Origin of the sequence: Kitasatospora sp. NPDC057940 (assembly GCF_042887425.1) — a bacterium.
GTDB lineage: Bacteria > Actinomycetota > Actinomycetes > Streptomycetales > Streptomycetaceae > Kitasatospora.
The window spans coordinates 157,511-183,517 of record NZ_JBHVPH010000013.1; the positions used below are offsets into that span (position 1 = coordinate 157,511).

Below are 26,007 nucleotides of genomic sequence, written 5' to 3' on the forward strand. Positions count from 1 at the left end.
GCCCGGCGGGGGGCAGGCGAGGGGCGGACCGGGGCCCCGTCAGGTGATCTCCAGCTGCGCCATCATGCCCATCGCGGAGTGGTCCAGCAGGTGGCAGTGGTAGGGGTAGCGGCCGCGGTAGGAGTCGAAGAGGGCCTGGAGGCGCACGCTCTCCCCCGGCAGCAGGCGCACGGTGTCCTTCAGGCCGGACTCCGCCGGGCCGGGCGCGGCGCCGTTGCGCGCCAGCACCCGGAACTGCACCAGGTGCAGGTGGAAGTTGTGCGGGACGTCCTTGTTGGCGTTGACGACCGTCCAGATCTCCGAGGTGCCGAACGCCACCGAGGCGTCCACCCGCGCCGGGTCGTACACCTTGCCGTCGATCAGCCCCAGCGGGGCGGCGCCGGGCTTCTCCTGATACTCCATGACCGCGGTGCGCTCGCGGGCGGCCGCGCCCAGGGCGGGCAGGGTGCGCAGCCGGTCGGGGACGCGGCTGGGGTCGTCGGCGGCGCGGGTGATGTCGAAGCGCAGGACCTGGCCGACGTGTTCGGCGGGGCCGGGGGGCATGGAGTTGGTGAGGACGATGCTGGAGCCGACCGGGTAGCGGGAGAAGTCGACGACGACGTCGGCGCGCTCCCCGGGGGAGAGGTCGACGGTGTCGGTGACGTGGGGGCGTTCCAGCAGGCCGCCGTCGGAGCCGATCTGGGTGAGGGGGCCGCCGTCGGCCAGGCGCAGGGAGAAGAAGCGCAGGTTGGAGGAGTTGAGCAGGCGCAGCCGGTACTTGCGGGCGGCGACCTCGACCTTGGGCCAGGGGCGGCCGTTGGCGAGGATGGTGGTGCGGTTGAGGGGGTCGTCCATGCGGTAGACGAGGCGGCCCTGGGGGTCGAAGCGGGCGTCGCGCAGGGCGATGGGCAGGTCGTAGCGGCCGGCGGGCAGCGGCAGGGCGGCTTCGGTGGCGTCGGTGATCAGGTAGGTGCCGGCCAGGCCCCGGTAGACGTGCTCGGACTCCAGGTGGTGGGCGTGGTCGTGGAACCACAGGCTCGCGTGGGGCTGGTCGTTGGGGTAGGTGTAGGTGCGGGTGGCGCCGGCGTCCAGGAGGTTCATGGGGCCGCCGTCGGAGGCGACGGGGACGCGGGCGCCGTGCAGGTGGACGGAGACGGGGTCGTCCAGCAGGTTGGTCTGGCGCACCACGACCGGGCGTCCGGAGCGGGCGCGGATGACGGGGCCGGGGAAGGCGCCGTTGTAGGTGAGGACGTCGGTGCGGTGCCCGGGCAGGATGCGGGCGTAGGCCTTGAGCATGGTGACGGCGTAGGTGTCGGTGCCGCCGTCGGTGGAGACGGGGGCGAGCACCGGGGGCAGGGGCATCGCGGCGGTGAACTTCGGTGCCAGGGTGGGGCCGGCGTCGGGGCCCGGGTCGGCCTCGGCGGCGGAGGCGTCGGTGCCCGGGTGGGTGTGGGCGGCCGCGGCGGCGGCGGTCTCGACGGAGGCGGCCGGGCGCAGGGTGGTGCGCATGAGCAGGACCCCTCCCCCGGTCGCCAGGGCGGCGCCGATCATCCTGCGTCTGGTCACCATCGCGCGTCCTCCTGCTGCCGGCCCGGTGTGGCGGTGTGCCCGTGCGGCCCCGGCGGGTGGGGCCGGGGCGGGTTCCGGGGGTGATTGCAGCAGCGGATCCTTGCGCCCGGTTGGGGTCCGGCTGAGGCCCGGTGGACCGCGCGGGGCGGGTTGCGGGCGGGGCGCGCGGTGAGCTGCGGGTGTTGCGGGCCGCTTGCGGCGGGCGGTCACCGTGGCTCGCAGAACACTGGAGGATCCCTCGAAGGGAAGGGCCGGAGCGTGGACCTGCGGTACTGGCTGCCGAGGGCGGCCGAGGTCGCCGAGCAGTGGGGAGAGCGGTTCGGGCCGTACAGCCCGCACCCCTCGCACCAGGTGGACGACGCGGACTTCGCCGCCGCGTTCGAGCGCTTCGCCAAGCGCCTGGAGCACAACTACCCGTTCTTCCACCCCCGTTACGCCGGGCAGATGGTCAAGCCGCCGCACCCGGCCGCCGTCGTCGGCTACCTGACGGCGATGCGCTTCAACCCCAACAACCACGCCTACGAGGGCGGGCCCGCCACCAACGACATGGAACGCGAGTGCGTCGCCCGGCTCGCCGCCATGTTCGGCCTGCTCCGCCACGTCGGCCACCTCACCAGCAGCGGCACCATCGCCAACCTGGAAGCCCTGTACGTGGCCCGCCAGAGCCACCCCGGGCTCGGCGTCGCCTACAGCGCGCAGTCCCACTACACGCACAGCCGCATGTGCCACGTCCTGGGCGTCGAGGGCCACGCGGTGGCCTGCGACGCGGACGGGCGCATGGACGTCGACGCGCTGGCCGCCCTGCTCGCCACCGGCCGGGTCGGCACGGTGGTCGTCACCGCCGGCACCACCGGGCTCGGCGCCGTCGACCCGGTGCACGAGGTGCTGGCACTGGCCCGCCGCCACGGGGTGCGGGTGCACGTGGACGCCGCCTACGGCGGGTTCTTCGCCCTGCTGGCCACCGACGACGCCCAGGCCGCCGCCCTGCGACTGGACCCGGCGCCGTGGCGGGCCATCGCCGGCTGCGACTCCGTCACCGTCGACCCGCACAAGCACGGCCTCCAGCCCTACGGCTGCGGCGCGGTGCTGTTCGCCGACCCCGACATCGGCCGCCACTTCGCCCACGACTCCCCCTACACCTACTTCACCGACGCCGAACTGCACCTGGGCGAGATCAGCCTGGAATGCTCGCGCGCCGGCGCCGCGGCCGCCGCCCTGTGGCTGACCCTGCAACTGCTGCCGCTCACCCCCCAGGGCCTGGGCGCCGTCCTGGCCGGCGGGCGCCGCGCGGCCCTGGCCTGGGCGGACCTGATCGAGGACAGCCCGCACCTGACCCTCCACCAGCGCCCGCAACTGGACATCGTCACCTACCACCCCACCCCCGGCGGGACGCCGATGTCCGCCGTCGACGCCGCCAGCCGGCACGTGCTGCGCCAGGGCATGGCCGACGAGCACGACCCGCTCTACCTGAGCCTGCTGCGGGTGGACGCCGCCGACTTCACCCGCCGCCACCCGGCGGCCGCGGCGGACGCCGACGGGGCCTCGGTGCTGCGCAGCGTCCTGATCAAGCCCGAGGCCGAGGACCACCTGCCCGATCTGCACGCGCGCCTGACCTCGCTCGCCACCGCCCGGCCCTGAGGCCCTGACGCCCCCGTACGACAGAACCCCCGTACGACCGCCCCGCCGCCCTGCCGTCCCGCTGTCCCGCCGCCCGCCGCCCGCCGCCTGTCGCCTGTCGCCTGTCGCCTGTCTGCCGAGGAGTGTCCGTTGACCACCGCCACCGTCCCGCCGGGCGCCGCCCTCGCGGCCCCCGCGGTCCGCCCCGCCCGACCCGAGGAGGCGCCCGCCCTCGCCCGGGTGCTCGCCGCCGCCTTCCACGACGACCCGCTCACCCGCTGGGCCTTCCCCGACGACGCCCACCGCGCCCGCGTCCTGCCCGCCTTCTTCCGCGTCCACGTCGACCAGTGCCTGGCCCACCAGGGCGCCCTGACCGCCCAGCACCCCGACGACCACGCCCCCGCCGGCGCGCTGCTCTTCCTGCCCCCCGGCGTGTGGGAGCACCCCGGCCACCAGGACCAGGCGGCCGCCCGCGCCCTGGACGCGGCCGTCGACGCCGACGCCCACCCCGAATCCGCCCGCCGCCTGGCCGCCATCACCCGCCTCCAGGCCCGCCGCCACCCGCGCCACCGCCCCCACCACTACCTGGCGTTCGTCGGCGCCCACCCCGACGCCCGCCACACCGGCACCGGCACCGCCCTCCTGCGCGCCTTCCTGGCCCGCGTCGACCACGACGGCCAGGCCGCCTACGCCGAGACCAGCTCCCCCGGCGGCGCCCGGGTCTGCGGCGCCGGCGGCTTCACCCGCTTCGGCGAGGCCATCGCCCTGCCCGCCGGCGGCCCCCGCCTGACCCCCGTGTGGCGGGGCCCCCGATGACCACCCACACCCTCGACATCGACACCGCACTGCACAGCGGCACCGCACTGCACGGCGGCACCGCACTGCGCATCGACACCGCGCTACGCGTCTACTCCGCCGAGCAGATCGACGCCGGCGCCGCCGACCACCACCCCGAGGCCGCCGAGATCCTCGCCTGGAGCCGGCGCTTCCTCACCACCGCCCACCCCGACCTCGGGCGCAGCGGCCCCGTCTGCCCCTACACCCAGCCCTCGCTGCGCCGCGGCCTGTTCCACATCGCCGTCGCCGACACCGGCGCGGACGGCGACCTGCCCGCGCTGGTCGGCGAGCTGCGCGCCTGGTACGACCGGCTGCTGGCCGACCTGACGCAGGAGTCGGACCGGGAGCTGCTGACCGTGCTGCTGGTGCTGCCGGGCCTGGACCGGGCCGACTCCACCGCGCTGGACGAGGCGCAGCGCAAGGCCAAGGACGAGTTCGTCGAACAGGGCCTGATGATCGGCCAGTTCCACCCCGTCTGCGAGGAGGGGGGCCTGTGGAACCACTCCTTCAGGCCGCTGCGCGCGCCCGTACCGCTGCTGGCGGTGCGCAAGCTCCTCGTCTTCGACCTGCCCTTCCTCGTCGCCGACGAGGCCCACCTGGCCCACTACCTGGCCCGCTTCGCCCCGCAGGTCCCCGCCCGCATCCGCGACCAGTTGGTCTCCGGTATGACGGAACACCGCAGGACCGCCCGCCTGACCGCCGCCTGAGCCGCGGCCCCCCTGCGCGCGGAGCCGGGTCGGCGCCCGGCTCCGCGCGCACCCCCTCGGGAAAACCACTGGCGGCGGCGGGGCCCGGCGTGAAGGCTCTCACCGTGACGCTTCACGAGAACGAGGTCCTCGCCGACCAGGCCGTCGTCCGCTCACTGCTCCGGGAGCAGCGGCCGCACTGGGCCGACCTGCCCGTCTCGCCGGCCGGCTCGGGCACGGACAACACGATGTACCGGCTCGGCGAGGACCTGCTCGTGCGGCTGCCGCGCACCGCGCAGAGCGCGCACTCCGTGCAGAAGGAGTTGACCTGGCTGCCGCGGCTGGCGCCGCACCTGCCGTGCCGCGTCCCGGAGCCGGTGCACGCCGGGACGCCCGGTGCCGTGTTCCCGCTCGCCTGGTCGGTGTACCGCTGGATCGACGGCGAGGAGCCCGGCCCCGGATCGGTCACCGACTGGCCCGCCTTCGGGGCCGACCTGGCGGCGGTCGTCCAGGGCCTGCACGGCGCCCCGCTCATGGGGGCCGCCCGCCACGGCGCGCTCGACTGGTACCGCGGGGGCGACCTGCGGGACAGCGACGAGTCGATCAGCGCATGCTTCGAGAAGTGCCGGACGATCCCGGGCCTGGACCTCGACATCGAGCACCTGCTGCACCTGTGGAAGAGCGCGCTCGACCTGCCCGGGCCGTCCGGGCGCCAGGTGTGGCTGCACGGCGACCTGAAACCCTCCAACCTGCTGGTCCGGCAGGGCAGGCTGCACGCGGTCATCGACTTCGGATGCCTGTCGGTCGGCTTTCCCGACGCCGAACACGCCACGGTGTGGGACCTTCCCTCCCCGGCCCGCCAGGCGTACTGGGACGCCCTCGGCCTCGACGACGTGACGTGGCTGCGGGCCCGGGCGTGGGCGGCCGGCGTCGGGGTCGGCGGGCTGTCGTACTACTGGGGCACCTATCCCGGCTTCGTCGACGAATGCCTGGCGCGGCTGTCCGCGATCCTGGAGTCCGCCGGCGCGCGGTGAACCAGGGCGGCGCGGTCCTCAGGTCGCGCGCTGTCCGTGGAGGAGGACGGGCAGCGCGCGGCCCGCCAACGCCTCGCTGACGCGGGCGGCTTGGGAGGGGGCCATGACGTCCGGGAGCCGGCGGACGGGGACGAAGCGGGCGCCGAACAGGCCGCTGCGGTGCCGGGGCGGGACGGTGAGGCGGGTGTCGTCGCGTACGGTGCCGCCGTCGAAGACGAGGTTGAGGCGTTCCAGGTGGCGGTCGGCGGGGGTGAAGTCGACGGCCAGGACGTCGGCGAGGCGCAGGTTGAGGCCGGTCTCGGCGTGCAGGTTGCGGGCGGCGGCCAGGTGTGGGGGCTCGTTGGGCTGGGCGGCGCCGCCGGGCAGGATCAGGCCGTCCATGTAGTCCGGGTCCACGAGGAGGACGTCGCCGCGCGGGTTGCGGACGAGGACGAGGCAGCCGAGTCGGCACACGGGCGGCTTGGCGAGGAGGCGGGGGTCGCGCATCGGGCGGTTCACCTTCTGAGGGCGGCGAGGATTAGGAGGGAGAAGCCCGCCAACCAGAGGAGGCGGGCGAGGAGTTCGGCCGTCATGCGTCAGGCGCTCACTCCCCCGGCCGCTTGTGGACCTCGAAGACGCGCCAGGTGCTCCAGGCGTCGGAGAAGGAGCTGAACCCGCCGAGCTCACCGTCCGGTTGGCGCAGCCACTCCCCGGTGAGCTCGTTGCGGACCCGGTAGAGGCGGGCCCCGGTGTCCCAGCGCACGCCGTAGCCGTGGAGGCGGGGAACTTGGGCATCGGCCATGGGAATAACCTTCCGCAATCAGTGTTTCACGTTCTGTGCACATGATGGCCTGGCGCCATCTAGCATCGGAAGTGATGTGCGACTTGCAGTCAGGCCAGCCGTGAGTTGGGGAAGCTCCATGAACAAGAAGACCATCGACCCGACCTCGTCCCCGTGGGCCGCCTTCGGAGTTCAACTCCGCAGGTCACGCGAAGCAGTTGGGCTCACCCAGGTCCAACTGGCGAAGAAGGTCGGGTGCACCGCGTCGCACCTGTCCTACGTCGAACTTGCGCACCGGCCGCCGAGCCTGCAGCTGGCGGAGCTCGCCGACCAGGAGCTCAGGACCGGCGGCACGCTGGTACTGATGTACTGGCAGCTCAAGCACACCGCGTTGTTGGAGGGCTTCCCGGAGTACACCAACTACGAGGCCCGAGCGGATCAGATCAAACTCTTCGAGATCAACGTCATCCCCGGGCTCCTACAGACACGGGCCTACGCTGCGGCGATCGAGGCCGGCTACGTCCGACAGGGCAGCACCTCTCCGGAACAGGCCGCCGAACGCGTCGATTTCCGGATCGCCCGACAGCAGATCCTGGACCGGACACCACCGCCGTTCCTGCACGCCGTGCTCGACGAAAGCTGTCTCAGCCGAATCATCGGGGGCCGGGAGGTCATGCTCGACCAGCTGACCCACCTCGAAGCGTTCGCCCGCCGACCGAACGTGGTGATCCAGGTGGCGCCGTACTCCCTGGGCGAGAACCGGCCGTTCATTCGTCCGGTGACGCTGCTTACCATGCCGAACCACAAAATGCTCGCCTACCTGGAAACTGAGCAGCGTGGCTACATCGACCGGGATTCTCAGCCGACCAGGGAACTGGACAGGAGCTACGATCGCCTTGTAGTCGAGGCCATGAACCAGGCCGACTCACTCGCAACGATCAGCTCGGTACGGAGGAAGCTCGAATGGATGTCGAACTGACTGACGCCTGCTGGAAAAAGAGCTCATACAGCAGTGGCGGCGGCCAGTGCATCGAGGTGGCCGAGGGTTTCGCCAACGTGACACCCGTCCGCGACTCCAAGGACCCCCACGGCCCGGCCCTCCTCTTCTCCCCCGCCGCCTGGCAGGCCTTCGTCACCGCCGTCCGTACCGGCGAACTCGACGCCAACTAGGCCTACCGCTGGGCCTGCGACGGCTCCCCACTCAAAGCCGCATGAGCCCCCGAAGGATCAACGCGGTGCTGCGCTAGGCCCGTCTTTCGCAGGTGCCCAGGAGCCGAGAACGCCGTCGGCGCCGCTCGGGGATGTCCCGGGCGGCGCGTGGAGGTCCGCACGACTGACGGGCTGGTCGAACTCCGCGAATCGGACGAAGGCCATCTCGTCATCCACACCACCCCCACCGCCCTCGCGGCGCTCCTCCACGGCATCAAGGCCGGCGAACTCGACCACCACGCCTGACAGTCGGGTAGCCGGGCCACGTTGTCGTGGCCCGGCTGCCCGGCGCGGAGAGGGCGGCTACCTGATGACCTTCGCGACGATCGAGTCGCCGGGGAACAGCGAGTCCCGGGCACCGTTCCAGCGCACGTTGAGCGTCCACGTGTTGCTGGAGAAGGGCGTGGGGGCGATCGCCGGGGTCGAGACCGACGGCGCGAGGGTGCCCGAGGGGTGGCGCCATCCGTCGAAGGTGAGACCGCCGTCGGAGGACATGCTCTCCCACACGTATCCGTCGTTGCCGACGCAGGCGATCAGGACGCGCTGCTGCTCGGCGAAGCCCGTCTGGCCGGGCGCGACCACGGTGGTCTGGCTTCCCAGGTGCGCCGCCGCCACACCGGTGGTGCACTCGGCTCCGCCGTTGACCTCCTCCAGGTGCAGGACCGCGCCGGTCGAGGGGTTCAGCGTTTCGCGCCAGACGCGGTGGTCGCTGCCGGTGATGAAGTTGCGGAGCACCGAGTTGTAGTACTCGGTGCCGTAGATGGCGATCTGGCTGTCGCCTTCGAGGTCCGTGGCGTTGGTGCCGAGGAGGACGTGGTTGTCCACCGTCCAGCCGTAGGAGGTCAGGCCGCCGGGGTAGTTGTTGAGGAAGGTGTAGCTGAGGACCCGGTTGGCGTTCGGAACCTCGATCATGAGGGCGCCGGTGGCCGGGCTGAGGGTGAGCAGCGGGCTGCCGATCGCGTTGGCGCCGGCCGGGAGCCGGGTCCAGGGGGTCCAGGAGTTGAGGGCGCCGTTGTTGACCTGGCTGTACCAGATCTCCCCGTCCAGGCCCCGGACGACGGTCATCGCGCGGCCGGGCGGGAATTCGATGATGCGAGGCGGCGAGGTGGTCCGGGTGGCGGGGTCCCCGTTGAGCTGGTTCCAGGATCCGCCGTTGTACCGGAACCAGACGTTGTCGTCGGTGCCCCGGGCGACCTCGTACGAGGCGCCGCCGATCGTCACCGAGTACACGCCCGACCGCACCCGGGCCTGATTGCCGTCGTAGCTGCTCCAGTTCGACTCGTCGGCGTGCGCGGGAACCTGCGCGGCGGTCAGCACCAGGACCGCCCCGGCGAACGCCGCCATGACCGCGCGCCGGCCACGGGCCAGGCGTTTGCGGGTTGATGGCATAACGATCTCTCCTCCCTGTTGCCTTCTCTTCTCGGCAGGGAGAGTCTCGCCGGCCCGGGCTCGCGTGCTTTCCTCCCCGTGCCCGGGGAAGCGGCCCTGAGCGCACGCCGTGTCGGATCGCGGTCTACGGTCGGGTAGTTCGAGGAGCGCGGTGCGCGAAGCGCCGAAGAACGAGAGGACAACCATGGAGCTGCCCGACGAGGTCCATGCCGAGATCAGGGACCTGTGTCAGGAGGGTGATGCGCTGGCCGGGTTGGGGGAGCTCGTCGAGGCCAAGCAGCGCTACGTCGAAGCCTTGCGGCTGTTGCCGGGCGACGCTCGTGGATGGGCGGCTGCTACCTGGATCTACGTCGCGATCGGGGACGTGCACTTCCGGCTGGGTGTCTACGACAGGGCCTACAAGTGCTTCCACAACGCGGTGCAGTGCCCCGACGGGCTCGGCAATCCGTACATCCATCTCCGGCTGGGCCAGACCGCCTTCGAGCTGGGTGACGACGACCGCGCCGCGGATGAGCTGATCAGGGCCTACATGGGCGGCGGGTCCGAGATCTTCGAAGAGGACGACCCCAAGTACCTCGGCTTCCTGAAGACCCGGGCCGACGCCGGAACCTCCTGACGGCATACCGCCGACGACGTTCAGGCGACGGCCGTCCCCGGCTCCCGGCGCGGACGGCGGGCCTGCTACGGTTTTGGGCATGTTCCTCCCCCGTGCGTAGCGGACCCGCAACGACCGTGGCCCCCTCTCAGCGGGCACGGCGCTCCGGTGTCCCCGCACGCCTTCGGGTACGGCCCCGCCCTGCCCGCCTTCGCCGAGGAACGTCTCCCTTGTCTTCGCCCAACCCCTCCTACGCCGCTGTCCTGCGCGCCCCGCACGCCGGCCGCACCTTCGGTGCCGCCCTGCTGGGCCGGCTCTCGTACGGGATGGTCCCGCTCGCCATGATGCTGGCCGTCCGGGACACCACCGGCTCCTACCCGGTGGCCGGCACCGTGATGGCCCTGTTCGGGCTGACCAGTGTCCTTCTCTCGCCGGCCCGTGCCGCCCTGGTCGACCGGTACGGCCCCCGGCGCGCGCTGCCGCCGATGGCCGCGCTGTACGCCGGGCTGCTGACCCTGGTGGCCGGCGTCACCTGGCGGCCGGGCGCGCCGCCGGTCCTGACGGGTGCTCTGGTGGTGGCCTCCGGTGCCTGCACCCCGCCGCTCGGGCCGGTGATGCGGACGCTCTGGCGCCGGCTGCTGGCGGACCAGGCGCTGCTCCGGCGGGCGTACAGCCTGGACACTGTCGCCGAGGAACTGCTGTTCGTCAGCGGCCCGTTGCTGGTGGGGCTGCTGCTCGCGGTCGCCGCTCCGGGGGCCGGGGTGGCCGCGGGGGCCGGGCTCGTGCTGGCGGGCACCCTGGCGCTGGTCGCCTCCCCGGCCACGCGGGAGGCGGACCGGACCGGGCCGGTGGCACCCGGAGAGCGCCCGGACGGCCGGGGAGAGCTGCGCCGGGCGGTGCTCGCCTCGGCCGCGACCGGGCTGGCGCTCGGGGCGCTCGACCTGATGGTGGTGGCCTTTGCCGAGGAACGCGGGCGGGCCGGGGCGGTCGCCTGGATCCTGGCGGCGCTCTCGGCCGGCAGTGCCGTCGGGGGCCTGGCCTACGGCGCCGTCGGCTGGTCCGCCCCGAACCGGGCCCGGCTGCCGCTGCTGGTCGCCGGGCTGGGCCTGGCGTTGGCGGGCGCGGGGCTGGCACCGAACCTCCCCGTGCTGGCCGCGGCCGTCGCGCTGGCCGGCCTGTTCGTCTCGCCCGTCATCACCACCGCCTACCTGATCGCCGACGAGACGGCCGCGCCACGGGCCCGCACCCGGGCCGGCGCCTGGGTGAACACCGCTTTCAACGCCGGCTCGGCGTGCGGCACCGCGAGCGTCGGCCTGCTGGTCGGCCGGCTGCCGCTGCCGCTCTGCTTCGCCCTGGCGGCCGCCCCCGCGCTGCTCTGCGCCGCGTCAGCCGCCCATCGGCTGCGCGACTTTGGTGGCGACAGGTCGCTCTGCAAGTCGGATACCGGGGCTGAGCTGCCTCTCTAGGCTCGGAGGCATGAAGAATCTGCTCGGTTCCGTGAGCTGCGCCCTCATTGTCGGGGGGGATCACCGGCCTGCTCTCCGACCACCTCGGGGGCTTCCGCCGGGCGGCCACGAGACCGCCGGGTACAGGCAGGCAGAGCGCCCAGACGCCTCTCCACCACAGGGGCCAACTCAACCGTCATCCGAGGACGGTGGACCCGTGAGCGACGTGAACGAGATATCGGCATGCCGGGCCCAACGACCGGCACCCCACCGGCACCCCACCGGGACACCGGCCGCATCACCAATACATCCGAACTCGTCACGTGCGAAGAACGGGGCTAGGGTCTGGCGGCATGGGATCACCGAGGGAGCCGGACGCCTCCGGGGAGTTTCAGCGGATAGCCGACTGCTTGGCGGGACCGGGTGCCGACGCGCACCACGCCGGCTTGCGGGAGCTTGAGACACTCGCCCGGGCGCATCCCGCGCTGCGCCAGCCTGCTGCCGACGCCGTGTGCCGTTACCTGCGCGGCACGGTCGTGGAAGCTGTCGACAGTGCTGTCGCGGTTCTTGTCGCGCTGGCGCGGGGCGGAGACCACCTCGCGTTCGCCCTGGAGGGCGCCGTCTTGCCGGACGTCGACTTCAGCGGCTGCTCCTTCGGCCCGGCTGTCTTCGCGGACGCCCACTTCCGCGGCCGCTGCGTCTTCGACGGCGCTCACTTCCGCGACGACGCGATCTTCGCGCGGGCGGTGTTCGAAGGCGAGGCGTCGTTCGCCGACGTCAGGTTCGGCGCAGACGCCCACTTCGGGCTGGCGCGGTTCCGCTCCCCGGCCGGCTTCGCCGGTGCCCGGTTCGACCATCTGGCCTGGTTCGGCCGTGGTGAGGAGTCCGTCCAGGAGGACGACCCCCGATTCGAGGAGTTCGACGAGGACGGCGACCTGCCCTCTGACAAGCCGGATCCGTTCGGCGTGCGGATCCCCTGGCGCGAGCCGAACGAGGCCGATCCCGGCTGGCCGAGCGCCGTGCTTCAGGAGGAGTACCAGACCTGGTACGAGGGCAGCGACGGCACCTGCTTCCGGGATCGGGTGTCCTTCCGCGGCGCGCGATTCCACGGTCCGGCCTGGTTCTGGAAGGCACGGTTCGGGGCGGATGCGGAGTTCGGCGACGCCTGGTTCGGCGATCAGGTCCATCTCGACCAGCCGAGTGTGGATCTCACCGGCGCGACCGCGGACACCGTCGCCGAGGAAGACGACGCTTCGGAGTCCGACGACGCGGAAGGCTCGTTCAGCCCTCGGCAATGGCCCTTCGGCTGGGTGCTGCGCCCCGGGGACAACGGGCCGGGCCGGCTGGTGACGGACGAGTCCGTGGCGCCCTACGCCCACCATCTCGCCGACGCCGACCCGGCGGTGCGGCTGTCCGGACTGCGCGTGCTCGACGCGCTCGGCCAGGCCCGCGCCGACCAGCGGGCCAAAATCGTCGACGCGGTCTGCGGATTCCTGAGGGCGCCGCTGGCGTTCGAGGCCGGCGATGAAGCCGCGCTCACCGCGGAGCAGGTGGCCGAACTGAGGCTGCGGCGGACCGCGCAGCAGATCCTCACCGACCACCTCCGCCCTCACGACCCCGGGGCGGCGCCGGATTCCCCGCCGCGCGAACGGTTCTGGGACGGAGTCGATCTCGGCCTTTCCGCCGCCACCCTGATCGACTTCGACCTCAGTGACTGCCGGTTCGCGCGTGCGGACTTCATGGGCACGCAGTTCCACGGGACCACCAACTTGGAGCGAAGCGCGTTCAAGGTGCACTTCATGCTGCCGGGCGGCGGCGGATACGCCACGTTCCACGGCGAATGCCGCACCGCCGGCGCCGCCCTCACCGACGGCTGGGCCTGGCGCAGAAGCGCCGACGAGACCCTCCAACGGGTTCGGGCACGGTCAGCCGAGGTGACTGCCTGAGTCGGTCCGTCAGCCGTCGATCGGCACCAGGCCGGCCATGGCCGGGGCGGCTGTTGCCCAGGTGGTCGCGGTCGCGTCGTCCCACCCTGCATGAGAAGTCGGCCCCTCCGACTTCTCATGCAGCCGTCCGCAGCGCAACGGCGGCCGGATCAGCAGGTGCCGTTGGCGGTCAGGTTCACCACGGAGACGATCGATGACGATCCACTGTTCCATGGCGAGACGTCAGGCCGTCGTGGCGCCAAGGCAATACGCTTCACGCGCCCTGGCGGCGTACCGATGGGCGCGGGCGATGGCGCAGTGGCTCGCGCGGCCGGGGATGTGGCCGGTGGTCAGTCCGTGGCCTTGGGGTGCCCGGTGCCGGCGTAGGTGATCCACGCGGTTCGGCCGGCATCGTCCAGCAGGTACCAGATGCGTCCGGCGCCGGTGACCTCGTACTGCCAGCGTTCCAGTTCCTGGCCCTTGAAGACACCGGTGCCGAGCTTGCCCTTGAGACGGTGCTGGCGGTCGGGGCGGTCGGCGGCGCGGGGGGTGGCGCGGATCCTCTCGAAGGCGCGGCGCAGGTTTCCCGCTGCCTGACGGGCCAGGTGTTCCCAGCCGTCGGCGGCCTCGGTGGTGGCGAAGCGCAGGTCGTACTCGTCGCCGCTCGGGGGCGGCGCGGCGCGGTCGCCGAGCTTGGGGCTCACTCGGCGGCCTCGGGCATGGCGGCCGGCCCGAGGTCGCCGTCGGGCTCGCGGGTGATCAGGGCGAGCAGGGCGGGGTCGGCGTGGACCTCGGCGCTGTGGCGCCACTGGGTGAGCAGCAGCGCGATGGGGGCGAGGTTGTCCAGGGCCACCGCGCCGCTGGCGGTGTCCACGAGCTCGCCGAGCAGGGTGTCGATGTCCTCGGCGGGCAGGAACGTGCTCCACGGCAGGGCCTCGGGCAGCGCCTGGCGCAGGGCGGCGGTGTTCCCGGTCCGTACCAGCGCCGCCAGCAGTCGCGCGGTGAAGTCCACGACGGAGGCGTCGCGTTCCATCTGCTCGACGCGCATCAGGGCCAGGTCCCCCGCGTCGCGCCGCCGCAGTCGTAGCGCGCGGACGGCGTCCAGCCGGCGCGCGGTCGCGGCGGGGTGGTGCAGGAGTTCGCTGAAGGGCACGTCCTCGTAGGCCGCAGTCATGACATCCACAGTAGCTCGGATGTCGCCCGCAGGGCGGGTGATCGCCCGCCCTGCGGTCAGCCGGCGGCGGCCAGGAGCGGTTCGGGGGCGGCTGCGGCGGGCTGGGGCCGGGGGCGGGTGAGGCATTCGTCGGTGAAGGCGAGGGCCCGCAGGTGGTAGGGGCGGGCGGCGTGGCCCAGGGAGAGGTTGTGGCCGGCGCGGTGGGCGGTGACGAGGTGGGCCAGGCCCGGGGGGAACGCGGCGGTGAGGGCGGTGCGGTGGGAGGGCTCCAAGCGCCACCAGGCCTCGTGGTCGGCGAGGGTGAGGCGCACCGGCACGCGCACACGGGCGGCCAGGGCGCTGTAGCGGGCGGGCCAGGTGGCCAGTTCGCGGGATTCGAGGGCGGGGACGGGGGTGAGCAGGGTGCGGGCGGCGTGGAAGGTGCCGGGCGGGTAGAGGCCGAGGGGGCCCCAGTTGAGGCGGCCGCCGCCGGCGAGGTCGTCGGGCCGGTCCCACGCGCCGGGGGCGTAGTGCTGGGCGAGGCCGGAGATGTCGGCGCCGAGCAGGGGCAGGCGGGGGTCGGCGGGCCAGTGGGCGGCGAGGTGGAGGGCGATCTTGCCGCCGAAGGAGTGGGCGAGGAGCTGGACGCCGGCGCCGACGGGGTGGGCGCGGGCGTAGTCGGTGAGGGCGGCGTGCAGGGTGGCGGCCTGGTCGGCGATGAGCTGGCCGTCGGGCAGGCGGTGGGCGGAGGCGCCGTGGCCGGGGCGGTCCAGGGCCAGGACGGTGTAGCCGAGGTCGGCGGCCAGGGTGAGCAGGCTGGTGTCGGGGTGGGCGGGGCCGGCGAAGTAGGCGGCGCGCATGCCGCGGCCGTGGATGGCGAGGAGGACGGCCTTGGGGGCGCGGTCCTGGGGTTCGGCGACGAGGGCGGAGACGGGGATGCCGCCGGCGTCCAGGACCAGGGAGCGGGTGGCGAGGCGGGGGTTGGGCCGCGGGTTCGGACGGAAGCTCATACGGCGGCCCCGGCGCGGGCGGTGTCGAGATCGGCGAGCCAGCCGGTGAGGTCGCTCTGGCGCATCAGGGTGGTGCCGATGAGCAGCCCGGCGTAGCCGGCGTCCAGGAGGCGGGCGGCGTCGGCGGGTTCGGTGATGGCGGAGGCGGAGACGGGGGCGCGGGTGCCGGTGGCGTGCAGGGCGGGCAGCAGGCGCAGGCTGCGTCCGAGGTCGCCGCGGTCGCGTTCGCGGGTGCGGATGTCCTTGTTGTTGACGGCGATGACGCAGTGTTCGGGCTGGGGCAGGTGGGCGAGTTCGTGTTCGCCGGTGATCTCGACGAAGGGGGTCAGGCCCAGGGCGAGGGCGGTGGTGACCAGGCGGTGCAGGGAGGTGGCGGGCAGCAGGGCGGCGGTGAGCAGGACGGCGGAGGCGCCGAGGGCGGCGGCGGCCTCCAGTTGGGCGGGGCGGGTGAGGAAGTCCTTCTGCAGGACGGGCAGGTCGGTGGCGGCGGTGACCTCGCGCAGCAGGCGGGGGGTGCCGCCGAACCAGCGGCCGGTGACCACGGACAGGCAGGGCGCGCCGGCCTGTTCGTAGCGGGTGACGAGGTCGGTGACGGTGCGCGGGCCCAGCAGGTCGGTGCCGTGCGGGTCGCGGAGTTTGACTTCCATGATCAGGGGGCGTCTCGCGGCCAGCAGGGCGTCGAGGAACCGCGGGGCGCTCATACGTACGCCTCCTTGGGGCGGGGGTGCCAGGCGTGGGCGAGGGCGGTGACGGCTTCGTGGGTGAAGTCGCCGGCCCGGTTGCGGGCGGCGGTGTCGATGTCGGCGCCGGCGTACAGGGGGTGGTCGGTGACGGTGCGGTAGGTGTCGCGGTTGGCGGCGTTCAGGCCGCCGGCGAGGAGGAAGGGGATGGTGAGGCGGGGCAGCAGGGTGTGGACGTCGGCGGGGGCCAGGGGGTGGCCGGTGGAGCCGACGCGGCCGTCGTCGGTGACGGTGTCCAGCAGGAACAGGTCGCAGCCGGCGCGTTCGAAGGCGCCGATGAAGGGGCGTTCCAGGCAGCGGCCGCGGGAGAGGTGGAGGACTTTGACGAGGACGGCGTAGGGCAGGCGGTGGCGCAGTTCGGTGACGAGGGCGGGGCTCTGGTAGGCGTGGAGCTGGATCCAGCGGATGCCGGTGGCGCGGGCGAGGCGGGCGAGGCGGTCGGCGTCGTCGAGGAAGGTGACCAGGACGGGTTCCAGGCCCAGGCGGATGGCGGTGGCGGCGAGGTGGGCGAGGTGCTGTTCGGAGAGTTCGGCGGGGCCACCGGGCACGCCGTGCCACAGGCCCACCAGGGTGGGGCCGGATTCGGCGAGGAGGGTGAGGTCGGCGCGGGTGCGGGCCCCGCACACCTTGAGGTGGCGGGGCCGCGTGGGCGGCAGCGGGCGGGGCGGGGCGGGGGCGCTCACTTGCCGAGTCCGAGCATGGCGGCGATGCGGTTGTACTGGATCTCGTTGCTGCCGGAGTAGATGGTGCCGGCGACGGCGTTGCGCACGTCCTTCTCCAGCCCGTACTCGGACATGTAGCCGTTGCCGCCGAAGACCTGGACGGCGGCCAGCGAGGTGGCGAGGTTGGATTCGCTGGTGAGGAGTTTGGCGATCGCCATGTCGACGGTGACGTTCTCGCCGGCCTCCAGGCGCTGGGCCGTGTCGTAGAGCCACTTGCGGGCGGTCTCCAGGCGGATCTTGGTGTCGACGATCTTGTTGGCGACCGACTGGTAGGAGCCGATGGGCTTGCCGAAGGACATGCGGGTCTTGGCGTAGTCGAGGCAGCGGGCCAGGCGGTGCTGCATCTCGCCGGTGTTGACGATGAAGGAGTAGAGGATCTCGCGTTTCATGACGTGGTCCAGGACGAGGAAGCCGCCGCCGACGCGGCCCAGGACCCGGGAGGCGGGCACCGTGACGTCGTCGAGGTAGACCTCGGACAGCGGCGAGGTGCGCAGGCCCATCTTCTTGATGGGGTTTCCGGTGCTGATGCCGGGCATGTCGCGGTCCAGGAGGAACGCGGTGACGCCGAGCGCCCCGCCCTGGGGGTGGGTGCGGGCGTAGACGACGATGACGTCGGCGACGGGGCCGTTGCTGACGAAGGTCTTGGCGCCGTTGAGGACGAAGTGGTCGCCGTCGCGGATCGCGCGGGTGCGCATCTGCATGGCGTCCGAGCCGCCTTCGGACTCGGTGATGGCGTGGGCGCCGATGGCCTCGCCGGAGGCGATGCGCGGCAGGTAGGCCTCTTTGAGGGCGGGTGAGCCGAAGGCCTGGAGGGGGACGCCGGTGGAGGCGAGGGAGGTGGTGATGGAGAAGTTGAGGCCGCCGTCGCGGCAGGTCTGGCCCAGGCCCTCCAGGACGTACATGGTGGTGAGCAGGGACTGGCCCAGCCCTCCGTAGCGTTCCTCGAAGGGCAGGGACAGGATTCCGGTCTTCTGGACGAGGCGCCACTTGTCGTGGGAGAAGGCGGCCTGTTCGTCGCCTTCGATGTGGCCGGCGCTCAGGTCGTCGCCGAAGCGGGCCAGGCCCTCGCGCAGGGCGTGCTGGTCGGCGTTCCAGCGGATCATGGACGTGCCGCCTTCCTCCCGGGCCCGCGTGCGGGCCCGGGGTGGCAGGCCGGCGCGCGGGGCGCCGGCGCGTGACTCGAAGGGGGTCTTCGCCTGGTGGGCGGAGAGGGGGCTAGGGCGTGTTTCATCATTCGCGGCGGATCAGCGCGCGGCGTTGGGCGCCCGGCTGGGCGTGCCGGCGAAGCGTCCTCGTACTGGGCCGTACTTGGGCGTTTCGCCGGTGCGTCCAGGCGGGATGCCCGGCGTCGCGAGCCCGGCGGGAATGATGAAACACGCCCTAGTAGGCGGAGGAGGAGGCGGCGTCGAGCTGGTGGACCTCGTCGCCGCGCAGGGCCGGGGAGAAGACGCAGACCAGGCGCAGGTCCTCGTGGGGGCTGGCGACCAGGTAGTGGGCGTCGTGCTGGTCGAGGGCGTAGAGGCGGCCGGGGGTGATGGGGTGGGAGGTGCCGTCCATGGCGATGACCTCGCCGGAGCCGGCGATGCAGTAGCACGCCTCCAGGTGGTTGCGGTACTCCAGGCGGGACTTGGTGCCGGCGTTGACGATGGTGTCGGTGAGGGTGTAGCCGAGGTTGTCGCCGGCCACCAGGAAGCGGCGGGACAGGCCGTTGCCCCACTCGACGGTCTGGACGTCGTCAAGGTCGCGGATCAGCATGCTGGTTCTGCCTTTCGTTTCAGTGGGCGGGGGTGGTGGTGCGCGTGGCGGTGGTGCTCGTGGTGCGCGGTACGGCGGTGGTGCCGGTGGTGGTGCGTCCGGCCGTGGCGGGCTGGGGTGGCCCGGGCGGGCGGAGGTCGTGGAGGAGGGCGCGCAGCGCCTGTGCGGCGTCGCGGCCCTCGGTGAGGGCGGTCTCGATGCGGGCGACGGCGGCGGAGCCGACGATCGCGGCGTCGGCTCCGGCGGCGGCGACCGCGTCGAGGTCGGCGGCGCTTCTGACGCCGAAGCCGATGGCGACGGGGGTGGCGGGGGCGGCGGCGCGCAGGGCGGCGACGGTGGCGGCCAGGGTGTGGTGGCCTGCCGCGGGGGTGGTGCCGGAGCGGCCGTAGTGGGCGACGAGGTAGACGTAGGCGCCGTGGGCGTCGCGGGCGGCGGCGGTGAGGACCTCGGGGGTGGAGGTCGGGTAGCAGGTGGCGACCTGCGGCAGGTCCGCCTCGCGCAGGGCCTGGCGCCAGGCGGGGCGCAGGCGGGGCGGCAGGGCGTGGACGAGCAGGGCGTCGGCGCCGGCCCGGGCGATGGCGCGGGCGCAGGTGGCGGGGTCGGCGGCGCGCAGGCTGTGGCTCCAGTCGGCGAGCAGCGCGATCTTCAGGTTCTTCAGCTGGGGCCGCAGGGTGGCGAGTTCGTCCAGGACGGTGTCCAGGGTGGTGCCGGCGGCCAGGGCCCGGTCGGCGGAGCGGCGGATGACGGGGCCGTCGGTGGGCGAGTTGGGGAAGGGGACGGCGAGTTCGAGGACGTCGACGCCTTCCTCGTCCAGGACGAGGGCCAGGTCGGTGAGGCGGGCGGGCGGGTCTCCGGCGTTGAGGAACAGGGCCAGGTGCGGGCGGCCGTCGGCGCGGGCGGCGAAGAACGTGGTGTCAGGCATGGGCGGGGGCCTTGTGGTCGGTGCGCAGGCGGGTGGCCAGGGCGCGGGGGGCGCCGTCGGCCAGGGCGTCCAGGGCGGCGGTGTGGGCGGTGTGCCAGTGGGTGTGGCGGCCCGAGGCGAGGGCGAGGGCGGCGGCGTTGAGGGCGATGGTGTGGGTGGCGGTGGGGCCGGCGCGGCCGGCGAGGGCTTGCAGGAAGTGGCCGGTGAGGTCGTCGGGGTGGGGGGCGAGGTCGGCCAGGGTGCCGTCGGCGGGGGCGATGGAGCCGGCGGGCAGGTGGATGGTGGTGTCGGGGGTGTGCAGGGTGTTGTCGGCGAAGGGCAGGAGTTCGTCGGCGCCGGCGGTGTTGGTGGCCAGCCACACGGCGCGTCCGGGGGTGCGGGGGGCGAGGTGGCGCAGGGCGGTCAGGTCGGTGGTGGCGCTGGTGCCGGTGAGCTGGGCGGTGACGGGCACGGTGGCGAGCAGGGGGCCGAGGGTGTTGAGGAGGCGGCCGAAGGGTTTGAGGGTGAGCGGGAAGAGGAGGCGGGCCAGGCGGGTGAGGGCGGGCGGGTAGACGTGGGGGCCGGCGAAGGCGATGCCGTGGCGGGCGAGGTGGTCGGCGGTGGCGGTGTGGGAGGAGGTGAGGGTGATGCCCAGGCGTTCCAGCAGGTCGATGGAGCCGGCGCTGCTGGTGTAGGCGCGGGAGCCGGTCTTGACGACGGGTACGCCCATGGCGGCGGCGGTCAGGGCGGCGGCGGTGGAGAGGTTGAAGGTGGCCGGGCCGCCGCCGGTGCCGACGATGTTGACGCTGGCGGGGTGGGCGGGGCCGGGGTGGGGGATGCGTTCGGTCAGGGAGGTGGTGAAGGCGGCGAGGGTGTCGGGGGCGGGCAGGCGGGTGGTGAGGGCGGCCAGCAGGGCCGCGGCCTGGGCCCGGTCGCTGTCGCGGGCCGGGCCCGGGGTGCGCTGCTCCAGCTGGTCCCACCACGAGCGCCAGGTGTCCAGGTCGACGTCGTGCCCGGCGAGCAGGGCGGTGAGGGCCGGGTGCACGGGTCAGCCGCCTGCCACGGCGCTGGCCGGGACGGCGCGGCGCTGGGTGATGAAGGCGTCGATGGCGGTGACGGAGCGGAAGTTGTTGGGGTCGAGGTCGGTGTCGTCGACGGGCAGGGCGAAGTGGTCCTCGACCCAGGCGATGAGCTTGAGGACGCCCAGGCTGTCGATGACGCCGTCGGAGAGCAGGTCGTGGTCGTCGGCGAGTTGGTCGGGGGTGACGTCGGGCAGGAACTCCTCGATGAGGAACCGCTTGATCTGGGCGATGTTGCTCATGGCTCGCAACTCCCTTGGGTGTGTGGGGTTCTGGTGGTTTCGGGTCGGGTGGCTCGGTCAGGCGGTGGGCAGGACGGCCTTGCGGTCGACCTTGCCGGTGGCGGTCTTTTGCAGCGGGGCGTCGTGGATGGCGAGGCGTTCGGGCACGGCGGCGCGCGGCAGGTTGCGGGCCAGGTGCTCGCGCAGGGTGAGGCTGTTGAGGGCGGAGCCGGCGGCGCGTTGGACGGCGGCGTGCAGGCGTTTGCCGGTCAGCGGGTCCGGGGCGGCGGCGACGGCGGCCTCGCGGACCTCGGGGTGGGCGAGCAGGACGCGTTCGACCTCGGCGGTGTTGACGGCGACGCCGCGGACCTTGACCTGGAAGTCGGCGCGTCCGGTCAGGTGCAGGCGGCCGTGTTCGTCGCGGACGGCCAGGTCGCCGGTGCGGAACCAGCGCCGTCCGGGGCCGGCGCCCTCGGGCTGGGTGGTGAAGCGGCCGGCGTCGCGGGAGCGGTCCAGGTAGCCGGCGGCCTGGAAGGGTGTGGAGACGTACAGTTCGCCGCGGCCGGGGCCGGTGACGGGGGTGCCGTCGGGGGCGGCGAGGAGGGTGCGCACGCCGGGCAGGGGGGTGCCGATGGGCACCGGCAGGGCGGCGGTGGCGTCCAGGCGGTCCAGGCGGTGCAGGAAGCTGTCGTTGGTCTCGGTGCAGCCGTAGATGTTGTAGAGCGCGGCGCCGGGCAGCAGGGCGGGCAGTGCGGCCAGGGTGCGGGCGTCGATGGCGTCGCCGGTGAACGCGGCGTGCTCGACGCTGTCCAGCACCGCGGTGCCTGCCGTCTGGGCGGCGGCCTGGGCGAGGAGGGCGTAGGCGAGGGGGACGGCCTGGAGGACGTGCGGGCGGTGGCGGGTGAGCTGGGCGAGCAGGTGGCGGGCGTTGAGCGCGTGGGCGGGGTCGATGAGCAGGACGGTGCCGCCGGCGGCGAGGGTGGCCCACACGTCGAGCAGGCACAGGTCGAAGTTGAGGGGGGCGTAGTTGGCGACGACGCGGCCGGGTCCGAGGTCGAAGGTGTCGTGGGCCCAGGCGGTGAAGCGGTCGACGGCGGCCTGGGCGAGGGGGACGATCTTGGGCAGGTCGGTGGAGCCGGAGGTGGTGAGCAGGAAGGAGGTGCCGGCGGCGAGGGTGGGCACGGGGGCGGGGCGGGCCAGGGTGGGCAGGGCGGGGGTGTCCTGGCCGAGGGGGGCGAGCAGGTGGCGGGCGCCGGCCTGGGCGAACAGGGCCGCGAGCAGGGCGGGGGCCAGCTGCGGGGAGGGCAGCAGGAAGGGGCGGCGCTCGATCAGGCAGGCCAGGACGAGGGCGATCTGCTCGGGGGACTTGGCGGCGGGCAGGCCCACCGGCTCGCCGGGGGCGAGGTCCAGTGTGTGCAGGCGCAGCCGTTCGCGTTCGGCGGTTTCGGCGAGTTCGCGGTAGGTGACGGCGCGTTCGTGCCACAGGAGGGCGACGGCGTCGGGCCGGGTGCGGGCGTGGGCGGTGAACGCGTCGGGCAGCGACAGCGGCGGCGGGGCCTGCACGGTGGGCGCGGCGGGTGCGGTGGGTTCGGCGGGTGTGGTCATCGGGGTCTCACTCCCCCGCCGGGGTGAGGGCGGCCCAGCCGGCCTTGACGGCGGTGCCGTCCTGGGTGGCGACGGTGAAGCGCACCACCGTGCCCTGGTCGTAGGGCTGCAGGGTCAGGCGCAGCGGGGTGCCGGGGGTGGTGGGGGCGGCGAAGCGGGCGCCCAGGGCGGTGAGGCGGGTGGGGTCGCCGTCGGCGTGGCGGTCGGTGATCTCCTCGGTGGCGAGGGCGACCAGGTGCATGCCGTGGGCGATGGCGGCGGGGAATCCGGCGGCGCGGGCGGCGGCGTCGTCGAGGTGCAGGGGGTTGAGGTCGCCGGCGGCGTGGGCGTAGGCGGTGACGTCGGCGGGGGTGAGGGTGTGGGTGAGGGTGAGGGGTTCGGTGTCGGGGGTGGTGCCGGGGTGGGCGGCGGGGGTGAGGGTGCCGAAGGGTTCGATGGTGGTGGCGCCGACCAGCAGGGCGGAGGTGGTGAGGCGGGCCAGGGTGCGGGTGCCGTCGGTGAGGTGGGTGGTGAGGGCCAGGCGGGTGCCGCGGGCTTCGCGGCGGGCGGCGGTGACGGTGACGTCGATGTCGACGTGGGTGCCGGCGGTGAGGGGGTGGTGGGTGTGGATCTCCTGGGCGAGGTGGACCACGCCGGTGAAGCCGGGATCGCCCGTGGTCAGGGTGGTGACGGTGTGCTGGGCGAGGGTGTGGGCGAGGACGAAGGGGTGGGCGGGGGCGGCGGCTGCGTCCGGGGCGGGGGGCAGGCCGGTGCGGGCGGCGGTGCGGTAGGCGGCCAGGGCGTCGGCGGTCACGGTGGTGCTGGTGCGGGCGGTGCGGTGGGCGGGCGTGGTCGCGGGCCCGGGCGCGGTCGCGGGTGTGGTCGCGGTCGCGGGTGTGGTCGCCGGTGTGGTCGCGGTCGCGGGTGTGGTCGCGGGTGTCGTGGTCATAGCGGGGTCACCACCAGGGTCGAGTTGTGGCCGCCGAAGCCGAACGAGTTGGACAGGGCCGCGCCCGCGCGGATGGGGCGGGCGGTGCCGTGGACGACGTCGAGGTCCAGGCCCTGTTCGGTGTGCTCGTGGTTGGCGGTGGGAGGGGCGAGGCGGCTGTTCATGGCCTGCACGGCGGCGATCAGCTCGACGGCGCCGGCGGCGCCGATGAGGTGGCCGATGGAGCCCTTGGTGGAGGTGACGGGCACGCCGTGCGGGCCGAAGACGGTGCGCAGCGCGGCGGCTTCGGCGCGGTCGTTGTGCACGGTGGAGGTGCCGTGGGCGTTGACGTGGGCGATGTCGGCGGGGGTGAGGCCGGCGTCGGTGAGGGCGGCGCGCATGGCGGTGACGGCGCCGGCGCCGTCGGGGCGGGGGTTGGAGAGGTGGTAGGCGTCGGCGCTGGAGCCGTAGCCGGCGAGGAGGGCGTAGGGGGTGCGGTGGCGGGCGCGGGCGTCGGCGAGGCGTTCGAGGACGAGGAAGCCGGCGCCTTCGCCCATGACGAAGCCGTCGCGGTCGGTGTCGAAGGGTCGGCTGGCGCGGGTGGGGTCGTCGTTGCGCTGGGAGTGGGCGCCGAGGTTGCCGAACGCGGCGAGGGTGACGGGGGTGAGGGTGGCTTCGCAGCCGCCGGCGATGACGATGTCGGCGCGGCCGGTTTCCAGGAGGAGGGCGGCGTGGCCGATGGCGTCGGCGCTGGAGGCGCAGGTGGTGGCGATGGTCAGGGCGGGGCCGGTCCAGGCCAGGCGCATGGCGATCTGGGCGGCGGCGGCGTTGGGCATGGTGACCAGGGGCATCAGGGGGCTGACGCGCAGGGGTCCGGCGGTGGTGAAGAGGGCGGATTCGCGGTCGCTGGTGGTGCGGCCGCCGACCGCGTTGCCGACGACGATGGCGCTGCGGCCGGGGTCGGGTTCGGGGGCGCCGGCGTCCTGGTGGGCGGCGAGGGCGGCGAGGGTGCCGTAGTGGGCGAAGGGGTCGAGGCGGCGGGCGTCCTTGGCGGGGACGGGGCCGTTGGCGGGCAGGTCGGTGACGCGGCAGCCCAGGCGGACCCGGTGGCGGGCCAGGGCGGTGTCGGTGAGGGCGGTGGCGGTGGGGGTGCCGGTGCTGACGGTGTGCCAGAACGCGTCCGGGGTGTGGCCGGCGGGGCTGACGACGCCCAGGCCGGTGACGGCGATGGGGGGCCGGGTGGGGCGGGCTGCCATGGTCTTGTCCTTTCCGGGCGTTGGGGGCCGGCGTTGGGGGCCGGCGCGGGCGGGCCGGGGGGTGGCCGGCGCGGGACCGGCGGGTGCCGGGGGCCTGGCCGGGGTGTGGCCGGCGCGGGGGCGGGGGCCGGCTCGGTCAGATGAGGCCGGTCTGGGCGGCGGCGGTCAGGAAGGCGTCGGCGGCGAAGTCGATGTCGGCGGCGGTGTGGCGGGCGGTGACGGCGATCCGCAGCCGGGCCAGGTCGTTGGGCACGGCGGGGGTGACGACGGGCAGGCCGATGACGCCGGCCTTGCGGCAGGCGGTGGCGTAGTCGTAGGCGGCGTCGTCGGAGCCGGCGATGACGGGCAGGACGGCGGTGGCGGAGTCCATGGTGGAGATGCCGGCGTCGTTGAGGCGCCGGCGCAGGCGCTCGGCCTGGACCTGGATGTGGGTGACGCGCTCGGGTTCGCGGCGCAGGATCCGCAGGGACTCCAGGGCGGCGCCGGTCTGGGCGGGGCCGAGGGCGGCGGAGAACAGGAACGGGCGGGCGGCGTAGCGCAGGTGGCCGATCAGTTCGTGGCTGCCGGCGACCCAGCCGCCCATGGAGGGGATGGCCTTGGAGAGGGTGCCGAGTTTGATGTCGACGCGGTGGCGGTAGCCGAAGTGCTCCTCGATGCCGCCGCCGGTCTCGCCGATGACGCCCAGGGCGTGGGCCTCGTCGACCATCAGGAGGGCGTCGTGGGCGTCGCAGACCGCGCGCAGTTCGGGCAGCGGGGCGATGTCGCCGTCCATGGAGTAGACGCTGTCGACGATGACCAGGCGCACGCCGGTCGGGGAGGCGGCCTTGAGGCGGCGTTCCAGGTGGTCGACGTCGTTGTGGCGGAAGCGGGTGACGGTGGCGCCGGAGAGGCGGCAGCCGTCGACGATGCTGGCGTGGTCGTACTTGTCGATCAGGACGGTGTCGCCCTGGCCGACCAGGGCGCCGACGGTGCCGACGTTGGCGGCGTAGCCGGAGCCGAAGACCTGGGCGCGTTCGCGGCGGGCGAAGCGGGCGACCTCGGCTTCCAGTTCCTCGTGCAGCGGGATGGTGCCGGCCAGGGCGCGCACGCCGTGGTTGCCGGTGCCGTAGACGTCGACGGCGGCCTTGGCGGCGGCCACGACGCGTTCGTCTCCGGCCAGGCCCAGGTAGCTGTAGCCGGACATCATGAGCAGGCGCTCGCCGTCCAGGTCGCAGTAGGCGCTGTCGCGTTCCATGGTGTAGGCGACGAAGCTGTTGCGGCGTGAGGGGTCGGACTCCAGCGCGGCCACGCGGTCCAGGGTGGCGGCGAGCTTCGGCTCCAGGCGGTCCCATGCTCCGGTGGCGTTCACGTGCGGGTCTCCTTCTCGGCGGGGCGCGGCGGGCGCGCGGCGGTCTTGCCGTGCGGTTTGCCGTCGGTTTGCCGCCGGTTGTCCGTCGGCTGTTCGGCGGTTCGTCGTCGGCTTGTTCAGGATTGTTTTCGGTATTTCCCGGCGCGGGGGCGGGTGGTGGTGCTGGGGTTTCCTCCCGGGATAGTCCCGGGGCTTTTACGGGTGGTGCCCGGCGCAGGGGGTGGGGTGGTGTTTCTCGAAGCCTTCACGCGGGGTGCTCAAGGAT

Annotated in this window: 29 protein-coding genes; 10 read left to right on the forward strand and 19 right to left on the reverse strand. The window is 73.8% G+C overall.

What is annotated here, in order from left to right; all coding sequences use genetic code 11:
* Positions 1-39 precede the first annotated feature (39 nt).
* Positions 40-1,548, reverse strand: a complete 1,509-nt coding sequence (locus tag ACFVTF_RS21235) for a multicopper oxidase family protein (protein ID WP_387815496.1) — start codon at positions 1,546-1,548, stop codon at positions 40-42.
* Positions 1,549-1,806: 258 nt separating this feature from the next.
* Between ACFVTF_RS21235 and ACFVTF_RS21240 the strand changes: the two genes are divergently transcribed.
* From ACFVTF_RS21240 to ACFVTF_RS21255, 4 genes are all read left to right on the forward strand, one after another.
* Positions 1,807-3,186: a pyridoxal phosphate-dependent decarboxylase family protein gene (locus ACFVTF_RS21240; protein ID WP_387815498.1), complete on the forward strand. Its 1,380-nt coding sequence runs from the start codon at positions 1,807-1,809 to the stop codon at positions 3,184-3,186.
* Between the two features lie 129 nt (positions 3,187-3,315).
* Positions 3,316-3,981 (forward strand): hypothetical protein, encoded by a 666-nt coding sequence (locus ACFVTF_RS21245; RefSeq protein WP_371515336.1) that lies wholly within the window; start codon positions 3,316-3,318, stop codon positions 3,979-3,981.
* Positions 3,978-4,709 carry a DUF6875 domain-containing protein gene (locus tag ACFVTF_RS21250; RefSeq protein WP_387815501.1) on the forward strand — a complete coding sequence of 244 codons (732 nt, stop codon included), beginning with the start codon at positions 3,978-3,980 and terminating at the stop codon, positions 4,707-4,709. The genes ACFVTF_RS21245 and ACFVTF_RS21250 overlap by 4 nt, the downstream gene beginning before the upstream one ends.
* Positions 4,710-4,813: 104 nt before the next feature.
* Entirely contained in the window at positions 4,814-5,722 is a 909-nt protein-coding gene (locus tag ACFVTF_RS21255) for an aminoglycoside phosphotransferase family protein (RefSeq protein ID WP_387815503.1), read from the forward strand.
* Between the two features lie 18 nt (positions 5,723-5,740).
* Here ACFVTF_RS21255 and ACFVTF_RS21260 read toward each other — a convergent pair whose 3' ends face one another.
* On the reverse strand, positions 5,741-6,208 hold the full coding sequence (locus tag ACFVTF_RS21260; RefSeq protein WP_387815505.1) for an NUDIX domain-containing protein: 468 nt from the start codon (positions 6,206-6,208) through the stop codon (positions 5,741-5,743).
* Between the two features lie 97 nt (positions 6,209-6,305).
* Complete coding sequence (locus tag ACFVTF_RS21265; protein ID WP_387815507.1) at positions 6,306-6,503, reverse strand: hypothetical protein; 198 nt, start codon at positions 6,501-6,503, stop codon at positions 6,306-6,308.
* A 118-nt stretch (positions 6,504-6,621) separates the two neighbouring features.
* Here ACFVTF_RS21265 and ACFVTF_RS21270 point away from each other — a divergent pair, with 118 nt between their 5' ends.
* From ACFVTF_RS21270 to ACFVTF_RS21280, 3 genes are all read left to right on the forward strand, one after another.
* On the forward strand, positions 6,622-7,461 hold the full coding sequence (locus ACFVTF_RS21270; protein ID WP_387815509.1) for a helix-turn-helix domain-containing protein: 840 nt from the start codon (positions 6,622-6,624) through the stop codon (positions 7,459-7,461).
* Positions 7,446-7,652, forward strand: coding sequence for a DUF397 domain-containing protein (locus ACFVTF_RS21275; RefSeq protein WP_387815511.1), 207 nt, complete (start codon positions 7,446-7,448; stop codon positions 7,650-7,652). The genes ACFVTF_RS21270 and ACFVTF_RS21275 overlap by 16 nt, the downstream gene beginning before the upstream one ends.
* Positions 7,653-7,799: 147 nt before the next feature.
* Positions 7,800-7,937 (forward strand): hypothetical protein, encoded by a 138-nt coding sequence (locus ACFVTF_RS21280; protein ID WP_387815513.1) that lies wholly within the window; start codon positions 7,800-7,802, stop codon positions 7,935-7,937.
* A gap of 57 nt (positions 7,938-7,994) precedes the next feature.
* On the opposite strand, the gene ACFVTF_RS21285 is transcribed toward ACFVTF_RS21280, so the two are convergent.
* Complete coding sequence (locus ACFVTF_RS21285; RefSeq protein WP_387815515.1) at positions 7,995-9,080, reverse strand: hypothetical protein; 1,086 nt, start codon at positions 9,078-9,080, stop codon at positions 7,995-7,997.
* 184 nt (positions 9,081-9,264) lie between these two features.
* Between ACFVTF_RS21285 and ACFVTF_RS21290 the strand changes: the two genes are divergently transcribed.
* The 3 genes from ACFVTF_RS21290 to ACFVTF_RS21300 all read left to right on the forward strand — a co-directional run bounded on the left by ACFVTF_RS21290 (position 9,265) and on the right by ACFVTF_RS21300 (position 13,066).
* Positions 9,265-9,696, forward strand: a complete 432-nt coding sequence (locus tag ACFVTF_RS21290) for a tetratricopeptide repeat protein (protein ID WP_387815517.1) — start codon at positions 9,265-9,267, stop codon at positions 9,694-9,696.
* A gap of 209 nt (positions 9,697-9,905) precedes the next feature.
* On the forward strand, positions 9,906-11,141 hold the full coding sequence (locus tag ACFVTF_RS21295; RefSeq protein ID WP_387815519.1) for an MFS transporter: 1,236 nt from the start codon (positions 9,906-9,908) through the stop codon (positions 11,139-11,141).
* A 425-nt stretch (positions 11,142-11,566) separates the two neighbouring features.
* Positions 11,567-13,066 (forward strand): pentapeptide repeat-containing protein, encoded by a 1,500-nt coding sequence (locus ACFVTF_RS21300; protein ID WP_387815520.1) that lies wholly within the window; start codon positions 11,567-11,569, stop codon positions 13,064-13,066.
* A gap of 9 nt (positions 13,067-13,075) precedes the next feature.
* Here ACFVTF_RS21300 and ACFVTF_RS21305 read toward each other — a convergent pair whose 3' ends face one another.
* The 15 genes from ACFVTF_RS21305 to ACFVTF_RS21375 form a co-directional block, all read right to left on the reverse strand.
* Positions 13,076-13,279: a hypothetical protein gene (locus ACFVTF_RS21305; protein ID WP_387815522.1), complete on the reverse strand. Its 204-nt coding sequence runs from the start codon at positions 13,277-13,279 to the stop codon at positions 13,076-13,078.
* Positions 13,280-13,395: 116 nt separating this feature from the next.
* A complete protein-coding gene (locus tag ACFVTF_RS21310; protein ID WP_387815524.1) occupies positions 13,396-13,749 on the reverse strand; it encodes a hypothetical protein in 354 nt (117 codons plus the stop codon).
* Positions 13,746-14,219, reverse strand: a complete 474-nt coding sequence (locus ACFVTF_RS21315; protein WP_387815526.1) for a hypothetical protein — start codon at positions 14,217-14,219, stop codon at positions 13,746-13,748. Before ACFVTF_RS21315 ends, ACFVTF_RS21310 begins: the two co-directional genes overlap by 4 nt.
* 56 nt (positions 14,220-14,275) lie before the next feature.
* Positions 14,276-15,208 carry an alpha/beta hydrolase gene (locus tag ACFVTF_RS21320; RefSeq protein ID WP_371515345.1) on the reverse strand — a complete coding sequence of 311 codons (933 nt, stop codon included), beginning with the start codon at positions 15,206-15,208 and terminating at the stop codon, positions 14,276-14,278.
* Positions 15,205-15,909, reverse strand: coding sequence for an indole-3-glycerol-phosphate synthase (locus ACFVTF_RS21325; RefSeq protein WP_387815528.1), 705 nt, complete (start codon positions 15,907-15,909; stop codon positions 15,205-15,207). Before ACFVTF_RS21325 ends, ACFVTF_RS21320 begins: the two co-directional genes overlap by 4 nt.
* On the reverse strand, positions 15,906-16,631 hold the full coding sequence (locus ACFVTF_RS21330; protein WP_371515347.1) for an N-(5'-phosphoribosyl)anthranilate isomerase: 726 nt from the start codon (positions 16,629-16,631) through the stop codon (positions 15,906-15,908). The genes ACFVTF_RS21325 and ACFVTF_RS21330 overlap by 4 nt, the downstream gene beginning before the upstream one ends.
* The gene (locus ACFVTF_RS21335) at positions 16,628-17,773 is read right to left on the reverse strand and encodes an acyl-CoA dehydrogenase family protein (RefSeq protein WP_371515348.1); all 1,146 of its coding nucleotides are present in this window, start codon (positions 17,771-17,773) and stop codon (positions 16,628-16,630) included. Before ACFVTF_RS21335 ends, ACFVTF_RS21330 begins: the two co-directional genes overlap by 4 nt.
* Positions 17,774-18,050: 277 nt before the next feature.
* Complete coding sequence (locus ACFVTF_RS21340) at positions 18,051-18,425, reverse strand: ectoine synthase (protein WP_387815531.1); 375 nt, start codon at positions 18,423-18,425, stop codon at positions 18,051-18,053.
* Between the two features lie 19 nt (positions 18,426-18,444).
* On the reverse strand, positions 18,445-19,347 hold the full coding sequence (gene trpA, locus ACFVTF_RS21345) for a tryptophan synthase subunit alpha (protein ID WP_387815533.1): 903 nt from the start codon (positions 19,345-19,347) through the stop codon (positions 18,445-18,447).
* Positions 19,340-20,371, reverse strand: a complete 1,032-nt coding sequence (locus ACFVTF_RS21350; protein WP_387815535.1) for a hypothetical protein — start codon at positions 20,369-20,371, stop codon at positions 19,340-19,342. Before ACFVTF_RS21350 ends, trpA begins: the two co-directional genes overlap by 8 nt.
* 3 nt (positions 20,372-20,374) lie before the next feature.
* Entirely contained in the window at positions 20,375-20,647 is a 273-nt protein-coding gene (locus ACFVTF_RS21355; protein ID WP_371515352.1) for an acyl carrier protein, read from the reverse strand.
* Positions 20,648-20,704: 57 nt separating this feature from the next.
* The gene (locus tag ACFVTF_RS21360) at positions 20,705-22,231 is read right to left on the reverse strand and encodes an AMP-binding protein (RefSeq protein WP_387815537.1); all 1,527 of its coding nucleotides are present in this window, start codon (positions 22,229-22,231) and stop codon (positions 20,705-20,707) included.
* Positions 22,232-22,238: 7 nt separating this feature from the next.
* The gene (locus ACFVTF_RS21365; protein WP_387815539.1) at positions 22,239-23,159 is read right to left on the reverse strand and encodes a MaoC family dehydratase; all 921 of its coding nucleotides are present in this window, start codon (positions 23,157-23,159) and stop codon (positions 22,239-22,241) included.
* Positions 23,156-24,394, reverse strand: a complete 1,239-nt coding sequence (locus ACFVTF_RS21370) for a beta-ketoacyl-[acyl-carrier-protein] synthase family protein (protein ID WP_387815541.1) — start codon at positions 24,392-24,394, stop codon at positions 23,156-23,158. The genes ACFVTF_RS21365 and ACFVTF_RS21370 overlap by 4 nt, the downstream gene beginning before the upstream one ends.
* Before the next feature lie 136 nt (positions 24,395-24,530).
* On the reverse strand, positions 24,531-25,742 hold the full coding sequence (locus ACFVTF_RS21375; protein WP_063352988.1) for an aminotransferase class I/II-fold pyridoxal phosphate-dependent enzyme: 1,212 nt from the start codon (positions 25,740-25,742) through the stop codon (positions 24,531-24,533).
* Positions 25,743-26,007 lie beyond the last annotated feature (265 nt).